A 16,453-nucleotide genomic window follows, 5' to 3' on the forward strand; every position below is an offset into this window, starting at 1 on the left:
AGATGGCGTCAATTCAATCTCAAGCACGCAATAGCTGCATCGGGCCAAACAAGGCCTGCATGTCACGATTGCCGATAAAGGACAGATTATACGGATGTTCCGCCGTCACCTGCGGCAACGATGCCGCCACCGGCAGGCGTTTGATGAGCTCGGCAATCTTGCCCCACAGCACCAGTTGCGGCAAGGCCGCCCTATCCTGCCGCGCCAGCGCTTCGAGCACCACCTGCAGGAAGGGCAGCCAGCCGCGCGCATCCTGCACGGGCGGCACGTGGGCACGGAATACCAGCGCCGCGTTGAGCAGCAAAAAGCCCTGCTCCGTCATCTTGCGCTGCAGGTCGGGCAGGGTCTGGATCACGCCGCTGCCAGCTTGCAGCGCGGCGGCCGCCACGGGCGCCATGGCGGTGCCCGACGTATCGCCGCCCTGCAGCTGGCCATCGGCCACCAACAGCATCTTCATGAAGTTGCGCAGCGAAGTGGCGCGGTTGACGGGCTTCGACAGGCCCGTGGCCGACCACAGACTGCCGACGGCGCCATCCATGAAGCACACGCCCGTGGCGCTGTCGGCGCGCGGATACGGCCCCTCGCCCACCAGCACATGGCGCACCTGCGCCAGCGGCAGGGCAAAGGCGGCGAACAGCCTGCCCTGCGTGGGCAGGTAATCGTCGGCGGCCAGCGCCGGCAGGTAGGCGGGATCGGCCGCCATCACGGCCTGCAAGCCGCGCAGCAAAATGGGACGCCAGGAAGCATGCGCCAGGGACAGGGCATCGGTGATGCTGGCAGAAACGGTTGTGACAGTCATGGCGCGTGAAGTATTTGGGCAAACGCAAATTGTAGCGCACCGGTACGCCTGCGTTGTTGAATGAGCACAATCCCCACCTTCCACAGCAATACCAATATAACAACAATCGTATCAAAAATTACACGCCGCCTGCGCCAATCGAGGCTGGCAATGCTAGACTGGTTTCCTTGGAACTTGAGCCACATCAAGAAATAGTGCTTGCCGGATTCTTCCATCCACTACCACTCATTACGCCTGTGCAAGTTCTCAACACACTGCCCTGTCCATGCCCTGTCCCTACCTCATCCGTTTGCGCGCCGCGATACGCCTGCCCTGCCTGAGCTTTCTGCTGTCGCTATGCTGCAACGCACCCGTCCATGCGCAAGACCTGGCGCAGATCAGCGCACCGCGTTTTGCGCCAAGACAGGTGCTGGTACTGTATTCGCTGGGCAGCGATGCCTCATCGCAGTGGCAAACGCTGATCCACAAGGGCATGAGCGCGGAACTGGCCAACGAGAACTGGCGCCTCGCGCCCGGCATCTACGAGGAGCGGCTCGATTCCGTGCGCGTGGGCGAACAGCCTGCCGTAGCCGGGCTGGAAACCTATCTGCAAACCAAGTACAGGATGGTGCAGTTCGACGCCATCATCACGGAAAACTACCTGGCGGCCCAGTTCCTGAGCCGGCACCCGACACTGTTTCCCGGCGTGCCCCGCTACTATGTGAACCAGGGACGGCAGGACTGGGCGCCTGCCGACGGCATCAATCTCGACGTGCGCCACGATTTCGGCAAGGCCGTCGCCGTCATGCTGCGGGTGACGCCGGGGCTGCGCCATATCGCCATCGTCGGCGACGCCAGCGCACGCGGCCAGGCGTGGATCGCCGCCATCCGCGCCGCCGTCGCGCCCTACCAGGACCGGCTCGAGGTCGAGTTCTGGGATCACCTGAGCCAGGATGAATTGTGGCGCCGTACCGGAATGCTGGGAAAGGGCAGCGCCATCTACCTGCTGCCCGTCTACCGTGACGGGCTGGGACAGCGCACCACGCCGCCCGTGATGGCGCGCGACCTGGCCTCGCGCAGCGCCGTGCCCATTTTCACCAGCGTGGAATCGCTGATACTGCCCGGCGTGGTGGGCGGCTATGTCATCAGCGGCGAGAAAGTGGGGCGCACCATCGCGCGCATCCTGCTGGGCAGGACGCCCGACCCGGACGGCATGCAGGCGTACATCTTCGACGATGCGGCGGTACAGCGTTTCGGCTTGCGCAACCTGCCCGGCGAGGCGCGTATCCTGAACCGGCCACAGGGAGTATGGGCGCAATATCACTGGCAGATCATCGCCGGGCTGTCGCTGATCGCGCTGCAAGCGGCACTGATCACGGCCCTGCTGCTGGCCCAGCGCAGCCGCCGCGCCAGCGTGGCCACCCTGCATGCGGAGCGCGACATGCTCGAGGAACGTGTCTTGCAGCGCACCCTGGAACTGCTGGTGGCCAACTCCCGGCTGGAGCAGCAAGCCACGACCGACCCGCTGACGGGCCTGGGCAACCGCCGCATGATGACCCTGCGGCTGACGGAGGAGCTTGAGCGCGCCCAGCGCTTCGGTCATACGCTGTCGCTGCTGATGATCGATATCGACCACTTCAAGCGCATCAATGACGGCCATGGCCACGACGCGGGAGACCGCGCCATCGCTGCCGTCGCGCAAGTGCTGCGCAGCGTCACGCGGGGCATGGATACGGCGGCGCGCTTTGGGGGCGAGGAATTCGTGCTGCTGATGCCGGAGACGCCGCTGACAGTGGCGCTGGACGTGGCCGAGCGCCTGCGCCTGGCGGCGGCCGGCTTGCGCGTGGAATGCGATGACGGCCAACTGGTCAGCCTGACCATCAGCATCGGCGTGACATCGAATACGCCGCAATCGACGGCGCCGGCCAAGCGGCAAGCGGACAACTTGACGGATCTGCTGATCCGCGCCGACCAGGCCCTGTACCGCGCCAAACATGGCGGACGGGACAGGGTCGAGTGGAGCTGAACCCGCCCCCCTTATTGACCGGACGCCCTATTCGGCGTCAGGCTGCCGCGACGGATGGGCGGCCGCAAACGCGGGCAAGGCGGCGCAATGCGCATGAATGCGCGCCACGCGCGGGTACGGCGCCAGGTCGATGGCGAAGCGCTGCGCATTGAATACCTGCGGCACCAGGCAGCAATCGGCTATCGTCGGACTGTCGCCATGGCAGAACAGGCCCGTGCCGGCCGGATCGCCCTGCGCCAGCAGCGCTTCGACGGCCGCCAGCCCCTCGGCCATCCAGTGGCGGTACCACTCCTGCTTGGCCTCGTCCGACAGCCCCAGCGTGTTTTTCAGGTATTTCAGCACGCGCAGATTCGTCAGCGGATGCGCGTCGCAGGCGATGGCCAGCGCCAGCGCGCGCACGCGGGCCCTTCCCAGCGCGTCCGCCGGCAGCAGCGGCACGGCCGGCCGCGTCTCGTCCAGATATTCAAGCATCGCCAGCGACTGCGTCAGGATGGCGCCCTCGTCGTCGAGCGCCGGCACCAGGGCCGACGGGTTGACGGCGCGGTAGGCTGGCAGCAGCTGCTGTCCGCCATCCTGCAGCAGATGCACGGGGATGCTGTCGTAGGCAATGCCTTTGAGATTCAAGGCAATGCGCACGCGGTAGGCGGCCGAACTGCGGAAATAGGTGTACAGCTTCATGGGCGCCCTCCCCTCAGGCGCGGCCGGCGTACAGGGCCACGGTCTGCTCGATGCTGCCGAAGATGCTGGCGCCGGCCGCGTCGCGCATCTCGATGCGCACCGTGTCGCCGAACTTCAGGTAGGCCGTCTTGGGCGCGCCGTGTTCGATGGTTTCATACATGCGCACTTCGGCCAGGCAGCAGTAACCGACGCCGCCGTTCTCGATGCTCGAGCCAAACAGGTTGCCCTGCTTGTTCGACACGGTGCCGGAACCGACGATGCTGCCGGCGCCCAGTTCGCGTGTCTTGGCCGCATGGGCGACGAGTTGCGCAAAGTTGAAGGTCATGTCTTCGCCCGCATTCGGCTTGCCGAAGGGCTTCTCGTTCAGGTCCACCAGCAGCGGCAAATGCAGCTTGCTGTCCGCCCATTCATTACCCAGTTCGTCCGGCGTGACGGCGACGGGCGAAAACGCGCTGGCCGCCTTCGACTGGAAGAAGCCGAAACCCTTGGCCAGTTCGCCCGGAATGAGGTTGCGCAAGGAGACATCGTTGACCAGCATGACCAGGCGGATGGCTTTTGCCGCGTCGTCCACGCCGGCACCCATGGCCACGTCGCCCGTAATCACCGCCACTTCCGCTTCCAGGTCGATGCCCCACTCTTCGGACAGGGCGAAGATCGGCTCGCGCGGGCCAATGAAACTGTCGGAGCCACCCTGGTACATCAGCGGGTCCGTGTAGAACGAGGCCGGCACTTCCGCGTTGCGCGCCTTGCGCACCAGTTCCACGTGGTTGATGTAGGCGGAACCGTCGGCCCACTGGTAGGCGCGCGGCAGCGGCGAGTGACACAGCTTTGCATCAAACGGCTGCGCGTCCGGCGCCTTGCCCGCGTTCAGGTCGGCGTAGGCCAGTTCCAGTTTCGGCGCGACGGCGTCCCAGTTGTCGAGCGCGGCCTGCAACGTGGGCGCGATGGCGGCCACGCGCTGGTACTGGCGCAGGTCGCGGCTGACGAGGACCAGGGCGCCGTCACGGCTGCCGTTTTTCAGGGTTGCGAATTTCATGGTGTTCCTTGTTCGGTGTGTGTTTCAGAGAGTGGGGGGCCGGGGCGCTCAGGCGTCGGCCGGCGCATGCATCCAGGCGGCGTGCTTGGGCGCGCGGCGCGTCTGCGACCATTCTTCCAGCATTTCCCATTTGACGGCGTCCAGTTTGGCCATCATCTCGGGCGTGCCCACGTTGGCCGCCAGTTCCAGGCGGTGGCCGTTCGGGTCGAAGAAATAGATCGACTGGAAGATGGCGTGGTTGACGGGGCCCAGCACCTCGATGCCGCCGGCCACCAGGCGCTCCTTGGCGGCCAGCAGTTCTTCCATGCTGCCCACTTCCAGCGCCAGGTGCTGCACCCAGGCCGGGGTATTGCGGTCGCGGTCCATCGGCGGCTGCGTCGGCAGTTCAAAAAAGGCCAGCACATTGCCCTGGCCCGCGTCGAGGAAGACGTGCATGTACGGGTCCGGCGCCTTGGTCGACGGCACCAGGTCTTCGGCGATGGCGAGGACGAAATTCATGTTCAAATGCTTGACGTACCACTCGACGGTTTTCTTCGCGTCGATGCAGCGGTAGGCGACGTGGTGGATTTGCTTGATCTTCATGTGCTTGTCTCCAATGGATGGCGCCGTGGGCGCGTTGGCTGGCCAGTTTTTCAGCTTTTCACCATTAGAATCGAGTTACAGCTATCATACAAACAATTTTTAACCATTGATTTATCGGATTATCTTATGAGTCCCAGCCTGCGACAGATGCGCGCCTTCGTGGCGCTGGCCAAGACCGGCAGTTTTACCCTGGCCGCCGAATACCTGCATGTGACGCAATCGGCCTTGAGCGGCTTGATCAAGGAACTGGAAAGCGTGCTGGGCGTGCGCGTAGTCGAGCGCAGCACGCGCAAGACGCAGCTGTCGGAAATCGGCCGGGAACTGTATCCGCTGTTTGAAAAGATGATCGAAGACCTCGATGGCGCCATGGCCGGCATCGCCCAGCGCAAGGCCCTGAAAACGGGCATGGTGCGCATCGCCGCGCCGCAGATGATGGCGTGCACCCTGCTGCCGGAAGTGATCGCCGCCTACCGCCAGGCGCACCCGGACGTGCAGCTGCGCCTCGTCGACTGCCCAGTGGAGAATGTCTCGGCGCGCGTCTTCAGCGGCGAAGTCGATTTCGGCATCGGTCCCGAGCGCGACCCGACGGCGGAAATTGCCGCGCAGGCGCTGTTCGAAATGCCCTTCGTGCTGGTCTTCCCCGAGCAGCACCCGCTGCGGCAAAAGGAAAGAGTCACGTGGGCCGACGTGGGCGACTACCCCTTCATTTCACTGCAGGGCCAGTTCACGGAACGCCTGCTGCGCGACATGCACGGCAGCTTCCGCGAGCTGTCGCTTAACCCCTACAATGAAGTGACGTTCATGACGACGGCGCTGGCCATGGTCAGCGCCAACCTGGGCATCACGGTCTGCCTGCCGTACGCGGAACCGATGGTCAAACTATATCAATTGCAGATGCGCGCCCTGCACGAACCGGAACTGACGCGGCGCTTTTTCGTGTACACGAAGACGGGGCGGTCGCTGTCGCCGGCTGCCGAAAGCTTCATGGCCTTCCTGTTCCAGTTCGTCGAGACGCACGAGTGGAACGTGGGAGCGGGCGGTCCAGCCGGCGCCGTTTTATAATCCACCATCGCCCCTTCACCGCTTACACCATGACCCAGCCTGACCAGAACGACCTGTCCGCCATCGACGCCGCCACCATCGCCATCAACCAGCGCATGAACAAATTCGACGGCCATGCACAGGTTTGGCTGTTCGGCTATGGCTCGCTGATCTACAAGGCGGACTTTCCGTATATCGAACGCCGCCCCGCCAGCATCGCCGGTTGGACGCGGCGCTTCTGGCAAGGCTCGCACGACCACCGCGGCACGCCGATGGCGCCGGGCCGGGTCGCGACCATCGTGCCGCAGGCCGGCGCCGTGTGCGACGGCATGGCCTACCTGATCACGCCCGAAGTCTTCGCCCACCTCGACCATCGCGAAAAGAACGGCTATTTGCGCCTGGCCACCGACATCACCTTCGAGGACGGCGGCAAGGTCGAAGGCCTCGTGTACATCGCCAACGAGGAAAACGCCGCTTTCCTGGGCGCCGCCCCGGAACTGGACATCGCGCGCCAGATCGCCCGATCAAACGGACCCAGCGGCCCGAACAGCGAATACCTGCTGCACCTGGCCAGCGCCCTGCGCGAACTGGGCAAGAGCGATCCGCACGTCTTCGCCATCGAGCAGCATCTGGCGCACATCCAGGCAAAGACCCACGATAACGCCGCGTAACTTCTTAAAACAGATCCAGCTGCCCCGCATTGCCATTTTTCACTTTCGCGCCCAACGGCGGCACCACCAGCGGCCGGCGGAACTGCGTGCAATCGAGCTGCTTGAAGCGGCCGCCCTTGCCGTGCAGCCCCAGCCGGTGCACGGCTTTTTCAAAGCGCTGGCGTATGAGGTCCGCCCACACGCCTTCGCCCCGCATGCGCGCACCGAACGCGCTGTCGTAATCCTTGCCGCCCCGCATTTCGCGTACCCGGTTCATCACGCGCTGCGCCCGTTCCGGGAAGTGCGCTTCCAGCCATTGCTGGAACAAGGGACTCACTTCCCACGGCAGGCGCAGCACCACGTAATGAGCGTGGATGGCGCCCGCGTCGCGCACGGCTTCGAGCAATTGCTCGATTTCCGGTTCCGTCACAAAGGGAATGATGGGCGCGATGCTCACGCCCACGGGGATGCCCGCCTCGGTCAGGGTGCGGATGGTGCGCAGGCGCCGTGCCGGGGCGGCCGCGCGCGGTTCCAGGGTGCGGGCGATGGCCGGGTCGAGCGTGGTGACAGTGACGGCCACTGCCGCCAGATGCCTGGCCGCCATCGGCGCCAGAATGTCGATATCGCGCTCGATCAGCGACGATTTCGTGATCAGCGCCACGGGGTGGTCGCACTCCTGCAGCACTTCCAGCACGCGCCGCGTCAGCTGCCGCTCGCGTTCGCACGGCTGATACGCATCGGTATTGACGCCCAGGGCGATCGGTTCTGGCACGTACGACGGCCTGGCCAGTTCGCGCCGCAACAGCTCGGGCGCGTTCACCTTGGCGTAGATGCGGCTTTCGAAGTCCAGGCCCGGTGACAGGCCCAGATAGCTGTGCGTGGGACGGGCAAAGCAATAGATGCAGCCATGCTCGCAGCCGCGATAGGGATTGAGCGACATATTGAAGGGCAAATCGGGCGAAGCGTTGCGCGTGAGGATGGTGCGCGCCTGCTCGTCGCTGACCTGCGTCTTCCAGGCCGGCGCCGCCTCTTCCCCAGCCGCCCCATCCAGGCCGCCCACGCTCCAGCCATCATCGAAGCCGGCGCGCGCATGCACCTCGTAGCGCCCTTGCAGGTTCGATACGGCACCGCGCCCCTTTTTGGCTTTCAGCGATTGCGGCGGCAGCATGGCTTGCCCGGCAAAGCTGTCATCGTGCTCTGGAATGATTGCTTTCATGAACGGCCCCATTAACTGTATATACGTACAGTATACTATGCCGCTGTCCGGCCAATATCAAGGGCTGCCATGGTGCTATTTCAAGCTTTTTCGCCCTGCGCCATGACATAACTCAACTGCTGCGCCACAAAACCGTCAAATGCCGTGATCAGGGGAACGAAGCGGGCCGCGTCCTGCTCCAACTGCATGAGGGCGTAACACGTTGCTTCCAGAGTCGATAACTGGTCTGGCGCGTGCGCCTTGCGGATCAGGTAATGGGAAGCGGGCGTATCGCGCAAAGGCAGGCGCGGCAGCTGCTGCAACAGGGGATTCAGATACAGCATCTTGCGGCTCTTGCGCCAGGTGGCGTCCAGCACCACCAGCCGCAGGCGGGCCGAAAATGGGGCCGGATCAGACAAGATGGCGGGGTCAAGCGCTGGCGGCGGCGCGATGCCCAGCGAACGGTCGCCTGGCGTATCCGGGTATAGCAACACGTTGTGCTTGCCGGCCAGCAATTCGTCGAGCGTTTCGGAAGCAAACTGCTCGCCCGTCAGCATGTGGCTGTTGGGCAGGCTCAGGTGCAGCAAGCGGGCGCTGCCCTTGGCATTGTGGACTTCCAGCGGATGCTGCAGGATCAGTACTTCCACCGCGTGGGAAACGGGGGTGATCCAGCGGCAGATGCAGCTGCTTTCAGCGCGCAGGCAGGCCGGGCAGCGCGCGCGTTTTGCGGGTTCAGCCGGGGAGGACGATGCAGCGGGTTGGCTGAAGGTATGGCTGGAAGTATTACTGGAGGGTTGGCTGGGGATACGGCGGGTGGTCATGGCGGAGCGCGTTCGCGGCTGTCTTCAAGCCGCGATTGTAGCGCCCGCGCCATGCCAGGGGGAGTTTGCGCTTAAAACTCTTCCCACTCGTCGGCGCCCGACGCCACCGGTGCCTTCGGCGCGCGTGGACGCACGGCGTCCGCTTGCGCCGACTTGCCCGGCGCGGGTGCCGCCACGGCCGGTGCCGGCGCGCGGTACTTGGCAGGCCGCATGACGGGACGGGTGGCAGCTTTTACTTGAGCAGACGCCGCCACGGACGGACTGGCACTGGCCGACACATAGTGCTGCGCTGCATCGAGCTTGAACAGGCCCACGACGTCGGCCAGCTTGGCCGCCTGTTCCTGCATGGATTCGGCCGCCGCGGCCGCTTCTTCCACCAGGGCCGCGTTTTGCTGCGTCACCTGGTCCATCTGGCCGATGGCCTGGTTGACTTGTTCGATGCCGGCGCGCTGTTCATCGCTGGCGTCCGTGATCTGGTTCATGATCTGCGTCACATGGCTGATGCTTTGCACGATTTCGTCCATGGTGCGGCCCGCCTTGTCCACCAGTTGTGAACCGGCCTCGACCTTTTGCACGGAATCGTCGATCAAACCCTTGATTTCCTTGGCAGCCGCGCTCGAGCGCTGCGCCAGGTTGCGCACTTCACTGGCCACGACGGCAAAACCACGGCCCTGCTCGCCGGCCCTGGCCGCTTCCACGGCCGCGTTCAGTGCCAGGATATTCGTCTGGAAGGCGATGGCGTCGATGACGCTGATGATGTCGACAATCTTGCGCGAGGAATCGTTGATCGAACCCATGGTGCTGACCACTTCCGATACCACCACCCCGCCCTTGCTGGCGATCTGCGAGGCGTCGATGGCCAGCTGGTTGGCGCTGCGCGCATTGTCGGCATTGAGTTTCACGGTGGAGGTCAGCTCTTCCATGGAAGACGCCGTCTCTTCCAGCGAGCTGGCCTGCTCTTCCGTGCGTGACGACAAGTCGAGGTTGCCGGCGGCAATTTCACTCGACGCCGTGCTGATCGATTCCGTGCCGGAACGCACCTGGCCGACGATGCTCACCAGCTTGTCGTTCATGTTTTTCAGCGCGTGCATCAATTGCCCCGTTTCATCGCGGCTTTCCACCACGATATGGCTGGTCAGGTCACCGGCGGACACGGCTTCCGCCACTTCGACGGCCCGCGTGATGGGGCGCGTGATCGAGCGCGTGATCCAGTACGCGCAAGCAATGCCCAGCAAGATGGCGACCACGCCAAGCGAAATCAGCAGCGTACGGCCGTTTTCGTAGCGCGAACGGATTTGCGCGGCCGTTTCATCGAGCAATTTGGCTTCCAGCACTTCCAGCTTCTTCAGCGACGCCAGGTAGATGTCGCGCTTGACGGCCATGTCGCCTTCGTACAGGCGCTTGCCCAGTTCCAGGTCGCCCGCATTCTTGGCCTTGAACACGTTCTTGCGCACTTCCGTGTAGGCCTTGCGCGTGCTCAGCACCTCCTGGTACAGCGCCTGCTCTTCGGCGCTCAGCTCGCTCTTGCCGATATCGTTCTGGATTTCCGTGGCGCGTGCGGACGAGACCGCCATTTCCTTTTCAAACTGTTTCTGGTGTTCGGGATCGCTGACTTTCCAGGCGGCCGCCGTGCGCGCCGCGTTCACCTCGATGACCTTGGTCCATTCGCCGATCAGGCGCTCGTTGCGCACCTTGACGTTGACGAGCGCATCGGTCTCCTTGCTGGCGCTTTGCATCTGCACGATGCCCACCACGGTCAAGGTCGTCAACAGAAGGAGGACGGCGGCAAAACCGCCACCAAGACGTACGCCGATTTTGAGGTTCTTCATTGCGTGATTCCTATCTGAAAAAAAACGATGCACAGACGCCACGAAACCGACCTACTGCCAGGTATCAATATAGCAGGCATCTGCCGTGCGGCAATCACGAGTGGTGGCGCGAAAGACCCTTCGCCACCGGAATGGCAGCGCGCCGCAGCGCACTACTTTGTAGCAGATTGTGAGTGAATCAGAGGGGCATTGCAAGAAATAACATGCGGAAAAGCAACAGCCAGAAGGCGCTATGCCGCCACGAACGGGCGGCGGGCAGGCAAGGTCAGTTTTGCTTCACATAGATCAATTTCGACGTATCGAAACCCAGGCCGCGGGCCTTGTCGATCAGGCGCTGCTGCACGGCAGGGTCCATGGTCGGCGTGCGCGACAGCAACCACAAGTAAGACTTGTCGGGACCGCTGATCATGGAATAGCTGTAATTTTGCTGGTCGAGGTCGAAGACGATGTAGGAACCATAGAAAGGACCAAAAAACGACACTTTCAGGTAAGCCACGTCTTTCTTGTCCACAAAATACGCCTTGCCTTCCGCCTCCTTCCAGGCGGCATCCGCATCCTTGTAGCCGCGGTTGAGCACTTTCAGGCCGCCATCCTGGCGCAGGCTGTAGTCGGCCGTCACATGACTCAAGCCCCGTTCGAACGAGTGGTCGAGGCGCGCGATCTCATACCACTTTCCCAGATAGCGGGTCGTGTCGAAGTTGCTAACTGGCACAATATTCTCGGGCCGGCCCACGCAGCCGGCCAGCACAAGCACACACAGGAACAGCAGTTTTTTCATGTTTTTCTCCATCGGGTGAAATCAGGTGGCAAGGTCAGGGTTGCAGCGCGCGATCGACGATGCGGCGGATCGCGCCATTGTTTTGCATGTGCACGATGGCGGCATTGAATTGTTCGATAAAGTCATCGCGATACGGGTAGGCGGCAGGCCGGCGCTCCGTAAAGCCCAGGTGTCCCTGCTGGCTGGCCAGCTGCGCCGTTTCCTGAATCGTCTGCATCGGCGTGCCCGGCGGTTCCTCGCGCCGGATGCGCTGCAATTCCCACTGCGCCGACAGGCGGTCGCTGACATAGCAATCGATACGTCCACGCATCAGCTTGAGCAGATTCGTGCGCGTGCCCTTGGCCGTATCGAACACGATGTTGGCCGCTTGCACGGCTGCCCTCTGCTTTGCATCGCCCAGCAAGAAACCCGCGTTCACGCCGATGTGCAAGCCGCTGTAATCGGCGGGCCACTGCCGCAGCGTGCGTTTGGCCAGCACGTCCTGGTTGCACAGCACCACCAGTTGCTCCATCAGCAGCGGCACGGAATAGCGCACGTACGGCCGCTCGCTGCGCCATGAATACGGCGGATACAGGGCAAACGCCTCGCCCGTCTGCAGCATCAGCACGCCCCGCTTCCAGGGCACGGGACGCAGCTGCACCGCATACTGCGGCATCGATTGCACGGCTTCGCGCACGATCTCCGTATAGATGCCTTTCATCTGGCCGTTGTCGACGTAGGAGTATGGCGGATAATCGTCGTCGCCATAGATCACCAGCGGCGTCGGCCCCTCGGCCCGCGCGCCGGCAGCGATGAACAGGCACAGCGCGGCAGGCAGGATGAGCATTCTGGACATGCGCGAAGAGTAGCATGGAAGGGGAAAACGCCATCACCCGTTTGCGCTGTTCGTGCCCAGCATTTCGTCGAGCTGCGCCAGGGTGCTTGAATCCTTCACGACGGCGCGCAGCCACAGGTGCAGCGGCAGCTCGCCCCAGCTGGCGGCCTTCTCGGCCAGGTAGGCGACGGGGCTGTGCGGCTCCGTGCGGCGGAAAAAATCGGCCACCTGGCGCAGCTGGGCCAGCGCCTGCTGGCGCTGCACGATGGCGACCCCGCCCCCGCTGGCGCCCTGGCCGGCGGTGGGCGGCGCGCCGGCAAAGTCCGCGCCAGGCGACAGCGGCGCGATGAAGTGAATGGCATTTTCCAGCGCTTCGCGCGCGGCGCGAAAACTCGGGCCATCAACACCAAAACGCGCATCGACGCTGCGTTCGAACGCCAGCAGCGACTGCATGCAGTATTGCGCGTCGGCCAGCAAGCCGTCGGAAAAGGCGCGTGTGTTCCTTTGCCGCGCCGCCTCCATCTGCGCCAGGGTCGCCCCTTCGTCGTGGCGCGTATCGCCCCAGCCCTGATCCGCCGCGCCCTGCGCCAGGCTGGCCGCCGCGCGCTGGCGCGCCGCATCGAAATCCTGCAGCGAATACAGGCCGTCGGCGCCTTCGGTCAGCGGGGTCTCGCGCAGCAGCTGCGGCGTGCGCGCCAGCAGCCAGAAGACATTGCCGATGCGCTGTTCCTGGTCGCCCTCTTCCGCCGGCGGATACAGGCCATCCCAGTAACGTTCGCACAGGCCGGCCAGCAACGCGTAGCCATCGCCCAGGCCACGGAAGTGGCGCGTTTTCGCGTGCGCCTCGGCCAGCCACACGGCCACGCGCAAATCCTTGCTGTGCGTGGCGAGCAGCTGTTCGCAGCGCGTCGCCACGAACGGCCAGTCGGCTTCCTTCAGCGCCGTCACCCACTCGCCCTGGTCCAGGCTCGGGTCGTCGTGCTGGCGCGCGCGCGCGATGGCGTCGAGCTCCTGGCTGAAGGTGATGTCGCCGCCGCAGGGGCTGACGGCGCTGACGGGATGCAGCAACTGCTCCAGATTGAACATGGCGCCCTCCGGGGGTGAGGTTATTTGATGGTGTACTTGAACTGCCCCTGCTTGCTGGCACTGACGCGTATCGACGCGACCGGCTCGCCTTCGGCCATGCGCGCCAGTACCGCTTCGGCGATCGCCGGCAGCAGGCTGCCGTTGAGGATCTGGTCGACATTGCGCGCGCCCGAATCGACCTCGGTGCAGCGCGCCAGCACGGCGTCGACGAGGCCCGCGTCGTGACTGAACCGCGCCAGGTGGTTGCGCGCGATGCGCGCGCCTATCCTCGCCAGCTTCAGGTGGATGATCTCGGCCAGCACCGCATCGCTGAGCGGATAAAACGGCAGCACCTTCAGGCGTCCCAGCAAGGCCGGCTTGAAGTGCGCCACCAGTTGCGGGCGCACCAGTTCTTCCAGCGCGGCCGGCGTGGGCAAGTCTTGCGCCACCCGGTTCAGGCAGGCGGCCATCATGGCGCCGGACCCCAGGTTCGAGGTGGCGATGATGATGGTGTTGCGAAAATCGACTTCACGCCCTTCCGCATCATCGAGCACGCCCTTGTCGAAGACCTGGAAGAACAGCTCCAGCACGTCGGGGTGGGCTTTTTCCGCTTCGTCGAGCAGCACCACGCTGTAGGGCTGGCGCCGCACGGCTTCCGTCAGCACGCCGCCTTCGCCGTAACCGACATAACCGGGCGGCGAGCCTTTCAGGCCGGCCACGCTGTGCGCTTCCTGGTATTCGCTCATGTTGATGGTAATGAGCTTGCGCTCGCCGCCATACAGCAGATCGGCCAGCGCCAGCGCCGTTTCCGTCTTGCCCGTGCCGGACGGCCCGGTGAATAAAAAGACGGCTTGCGGCTTGTTCGGGTCGTCCAGGCTGGCGCGCGCCGTGCGCACGCGCTGCGCCACCGCCGCGATGACGTGGTCCTGTCCCAGCACCCGCTCGCGCAGCGCCCCGTCCAGGGTCAGCACCGTGCGGATGTCATCCTTGAGCATTTTCCCCAGCGGGATGCCGGTCCAGCCGGCGACGATGCCGGCCACCACCTGCGCATCGACTTCCAGCGGCGACAGCGGCGCTTCTCCCTGCAGGGCCGCCAGTTCTGCCTTCAACGCCAGCAGGCGCGCCGCGCCGACTTCGCCCGGCCGCTCGCCGCGCAGTTGCGCGCGCAAGTCGCCGATCTGCGCCACCAGCGCCTTTTCGCGCTCCCAGCGCTGCGCCAGCGCCGCAATCGACGCCTGTCCTTCTTCATGCTCGCGCCGCAGCTGCGCCAGGCGCGCGATGCCGGCTTTGTCGGGTGCTTCGCCATCGGCGGCCTCGCGGGCCAGGGCGGCGATTTCCGCGGCGATGCGTTCCTGCCGCCGGTTCGCGTTTTCCAGCTGCGCCGGCGTGGCGCACTGGCCCAGCGCCACCTTGGCGCAGGCCGTATCGAGCACGCTGATGGCCTTGTCGGGCAGCTGGCGCCCGCTGATGTAGCGGTGCGACAGGCGCACCGCCTCGACGATGGCGGCGTCGCGCACGCGGATGCCGAAATGGCGCTCCATCAGCGGCGCCATGGCGCGCAGCATGGCGCAGGCGATATCCTCGCTCGGCTCTTCCACCTTCACCACCTGGAAGCGTCGCGCCAGCGCCGCATCCTTTTCAAAATATTTCTTGTACTCGCTCCAGGTGGTGGCGGCGATCGTGCGCAGGGCGCCGCGCGCCAGCGCCGGTTTCAGCAAATTGGCCGCGTCGTTCTGCCCCGCCTGGCCACCGGCGCCGATCATCGTGTGCGCCTCGTCGATGAAGAGGATGATGGGATGCGGGCTTTTCGTCACCTCGTCGATGACATTTTTCAAGCGGCTTTCAAACTCGCCCTTCACGCTGGCGCCCGCTTGCAGCAAGCCCATGTCGAGCGCGTGGATGTGCGCGCCCTGCAGCACCTCGGGCACGTCGCCGGCGGCGATGCGCAAGGCCAGGCCTTCCACCACGGCCGTCTTGCCCACGCCCGCCTCGCCCGTGAGAATCGGATTGTTCTGGCGCCGGCGCAGCAAAATATCGACGGCCTGGCGTATCTCCGTCTCGCGGCCGATCACGGGATCGAGCTTGCCGTCGCGCGCCAGCTGCGTCAGGTCGGTGGTGAACTGGTCCAGCGCCGGGGTCTTGCTGGCCAGGGTAGCAACGGGATCGCCCCCTATGTCGGCAAGCGGCGGCACCGCCGCGCTTTCCTCCTCGCCGGAGCCGGCCGTCAGCTTGTCCGGATGGTGCTTCAACTGCTCCACGCTGAAGCGGGCGAACAGCTTCGAGCCGCGGTAGGCGAGCTGCGACAGTTCCGGTTCCGTCAGCAGCGCCAATAACAGATGGCGGCTGCGGATCGGCCCTGGCTGCGCCGTGTCGAGCGAAGCGATCAGCCACGCGTGTTCGAACAGCAGCGGCAAATGGGGCGAAAATACGGGCGTGCGCGCGCTGCCCGTCTTGAAGCCGCCGATCTCGCGGCGCAGGTCCGCCTCCAGCGCCGTCAGGCTGATTTCGCTGCGCCGCGCGATGGTGACGAAGTCGCTGCGCTCCTGCTCCAGCAGCGCCAAAAACAGGTGTTCGATATCGACTTCATACTGGCCCAGTCCCACGCAAATGCTTGCGGCGCGCGTGGCGGCCGTGCGCGCCGTGTCGTTGAGTTTGGCGATCAGGGTCTTCAAGTTATTGCTCATGCGGCGGCTCCCTTGCGGTTGATCGAATAGCGCAGCGATGATGGCTGCAGCACGGCGTCGAAATTGACCGTCTCGCCGCCGGCCTTCATGGCCAGGGTGCCGCTGATGACGAAGCCGACCCGGTTGATGGCGCCCGCTTCGCGCTCCAGGCGGGCGCGCACATTGCGCAGGCGCGGTTCGTGGCGTTCGATGGCGGCCTTCAGCGCGGCGCAGATGCGGGCGCGGTCATCGCTGCTGGACAAGCACATGCCGGCGAAATCGATCAGGCCATAGTTGACGATGGAGGCCGCGCATTCCGGATAGGCGTCGAGCGCGCCGGGCGGCAGGGCCACGCGCGTGTTGAGCAGCTCTTCCAGGTCGCGCGCCACCGCATCCTTCAATTGTTCCAGCGACAGGCGTACCGCCACGCCGCCCGCCGCCGTACCGCCGTCGCCCATCAGGCGGTCGAACAGGCCAGGTACATAACTGTCCATGCG

Annotated in this window: 16 protein-coding genes; 3 read left to right on the forward strand and 13 right to left on the reverse strand. The window is 64.7% G+C overall.

Annotated elements, in window-relative coordinates; translation table 11 throughout:
- Positions 1-19 precede the first annotated feature (19 nt).
- Positions 20-799 carry a hypothetical protein gene (locus CLU90_RS09960; RefSeq protein ID WP_100427800.1) on the reverse strand — a complete coding sequence of 260 codons (780 nt, stop codon included), beginning with the start codon at positions 797-799 and terminating at the stop codon, positions 20-22.
- Positions 796-1,014 carry a hypothetical protein gene (locus CLU90_RS09965; protein WP_100427801.1) on the reverse strand — a complete coding sequence of 73 codons (219 nt, stop codon included), beginning with the start codon at positions 1,012-1,014 and terminating at the stop codon, positions 796-798. The genes CLU90_RS09960 and CLU90_RS09965 overlap by 4 nt, the downstream gene beginning before the upstream one ends.
- A 50-nt stretch (positions 1,015-1,064) precedes the next feature.
- Here CLU90_RS09965 and CLU90_RS09970 point away from each other — a divergent pair, with 50 nt between their 5' ends.
- Positions 1,065-2,804: a diguanylate cyclase gene (locus CLU90_RS09970; RefSeq protein WP_232731149.1), complete on the forward strand. Its 1,740-nt coding sequence runs from the start codon at positions 1,065-1,067 to the stop codon at positions 2,802-2,804.
- Between the two features lie 27 nt (positions 2,805-2,831).
- Here the strand turns inward: CLU90_RS09970 and maiA are convergent, their stop codons facing one another.
- The 3 genes from maiA to CLU90_RS09985 are packed head-to-tail and all read right to left on the reverse strand — an operon-like array spanning position 2,832 to position 5,100.
- The gene (gene maiA / locus CLU90_RS09975) at positions 2,832-3,482 is read right to left on the reverse strand and encodes a maleylacetoacetate isomerase (RefSeq protein WP_100427802.1); all 651 of its coding nucleotides are present in this window, start codon (positions 3,480-3,482) and stop codon (positions 2,832-2,834) included.
- A gap of 13 nt (positions 3,483-3,495) precedes the next feature.
- Positions 3,496-4,518 carry a fumarylacetoacetate hydrolase family protein gene (locus tag CLU90_RS09980; RefSeq protein ID WP_100427803.1) on the reverse strand — a complete coding sequence of 341 codons (1,023 nt, stop codon included), beginning with the start codon at positions 4,516-4,518 and terminating at the stop codon, positions 3,496-3,498.
- 48 nt (positions 4,519-4,566) lie between these two features.
- The gene (locus tag CLU90_RS09985) at positions 4,567-5,100 is read right to left on the reverse strand and encodes a VOC family protein (protein ID WP_092710160.1); all 534 of its coding nucleotides are present in this window, start codon (positions 5,098-5,100) and stop codon (positions 4,567-4,569) included.
- 126 nt (positions 5,101-5,226) lie between these two features.
- Here CLU90_RS09985 and CLU90_RS09990 point away from each other — a divergent pair, with 126 nt between their 5' ends.
- Together CLU90_RS09990 and CLU90_RS09995 are read left to right on the forward strand one after the other, a co-directional pair.
- A complete protein-coding gene (locus tag CLU90_RS09990; protein WP_092710162.1) occupies positions 5,227-6,162 on the forward strand; it encodes a LysR family transcriptional regulator in 936 nt (311 codons plus the stop codon).
- Positions 6,163-6,224: 62 nt separating this feature from the next.
- On the forward strand, positions 6,225-6,812 hold the full coding sequence (locus CLU90_RS09995; RefSeq protein ID WP_092711265.1) for a gamma-glutamylcyclotransferase: 588 nt from the start codon (positions 6,225-6,227) through the stop codon (positions 6,810-6,812).
- 4 nt (positions 6,813-6,816) lie between these two features.
- On the opposite strand, the gene CLU90_RS10000 is transcribed toward CLU90_RS09995, so the two are convergent.
- The 8 genes from CLU90_RS10000 to tssE form a co-directional block, all read right to left on the reverse strand.
- A complete protein-coding gene (locus tag CLU90_RS10000) occupies positions 6,817-7,959 on the reverse strand; it encodes a PA0069 family radical SAM protein (protein ID WP_100429423.1) in 1,143 nt (380 codons plus the stop codon).
- A gap of 128 nt (positions 7,960-8,087) precedes the next feature.
- A complete protein-coding gene (locus CLU90_RS10005; protein WP_314606750.1) occupies positions 8,088-8,792 on the reverse strand; it encodes a tRNA-uridine aminocarboxypropyltransferase in 705 nt (234 codons plus the stop codon).
- Positions 8,793-8,878: 86 nt separating this feature from the next.
- The gene (locus tag CLU90_RS10010) at positions 8,879-10,636 is read right to left on the reverse strand and encodes a methyl-accepting chemotaxis protein (RefSeq protein WP_100427805.1); all 1,758 of its coding nucleotides are present in this window, start codon (positions 10,634-10,636) and stop codon (positions 8,879-8,881) included.
- A 265-nt stretch (positions 10,637-10,901) separates the two neighbouring features.
- Positions 10,902-11,414, reverse strand: a complete 513-nt coding sequence (locus CLU90_RS10015) for a lipocalin family protein (RefSeq protein ID WP_100427806.1) — start codon at positions 11,412-11,414, stop codon at positions 10,902-10,904.
- A gap of 34 nt (positions 11,415-11,448) precedes the next feature.
- A complete protein-coding gene (locus CLU90_RS10020) occupies positions 11,449-12,249 on the reverse strand; it encodes a substrate-binding periplasmic protein (RefSeq protein ID WP_100427807.1) in 801 nt (266 codons plus the stop codon).
- Between the two features lie 33 nt (positions 12,250-12,282).
- On the reverse strand, positions 12,283-13,314 hold the full coding sequence (gene tssA, locus CLU90_RS10025; protein WP_100427808.1) for a type VI secretion system protein TssA: 1,032 nt from the start codon (positions 13,312-13,314) through the stop codon (positions 12,283-12,285).
- A 20-nt stretch (positions 13,315-13,334) separates the two neighbouring features.
- Positions 13,335-15,977, reverse strand: a complete 2,643-nt coding sequence (gene tssH, locus CLU90_RS10030; protein WP_100427809.1) for a type VI secretion system ATPase TssH — start codon at positions 15,975-15,977, stop codon at positions 13,335-13,337.
- Positions 15,974-16,450 carry a type VI secretion system baseplate subunit TssE gene (gene tssE, locus CLU90_RS10035; RefSeq protein WP_100427810.1) on the reverse strand — a complete coding sequence of 159 codons (477 nt, stop codon included), beginning with the start codon at positions 16,448-16,450 and terminating at the stop codon, positions 15,974-15,976. Before tssE ends, tssH begins: the two co-directional genes overlap by 4 nt.
- Between the last annotated feature and the right edge of the window lie 3 nt (positions 16,451-16,453).

Source organism: Janthinobacterium sp. 67, assembly GCF_002797895.1.
Classification (GTDB): Bacteria; Pseudomonadota; Gammaproteobacteria; order Burkholderiales; family Burkholderiaceae_D; genus Janthinobacterium.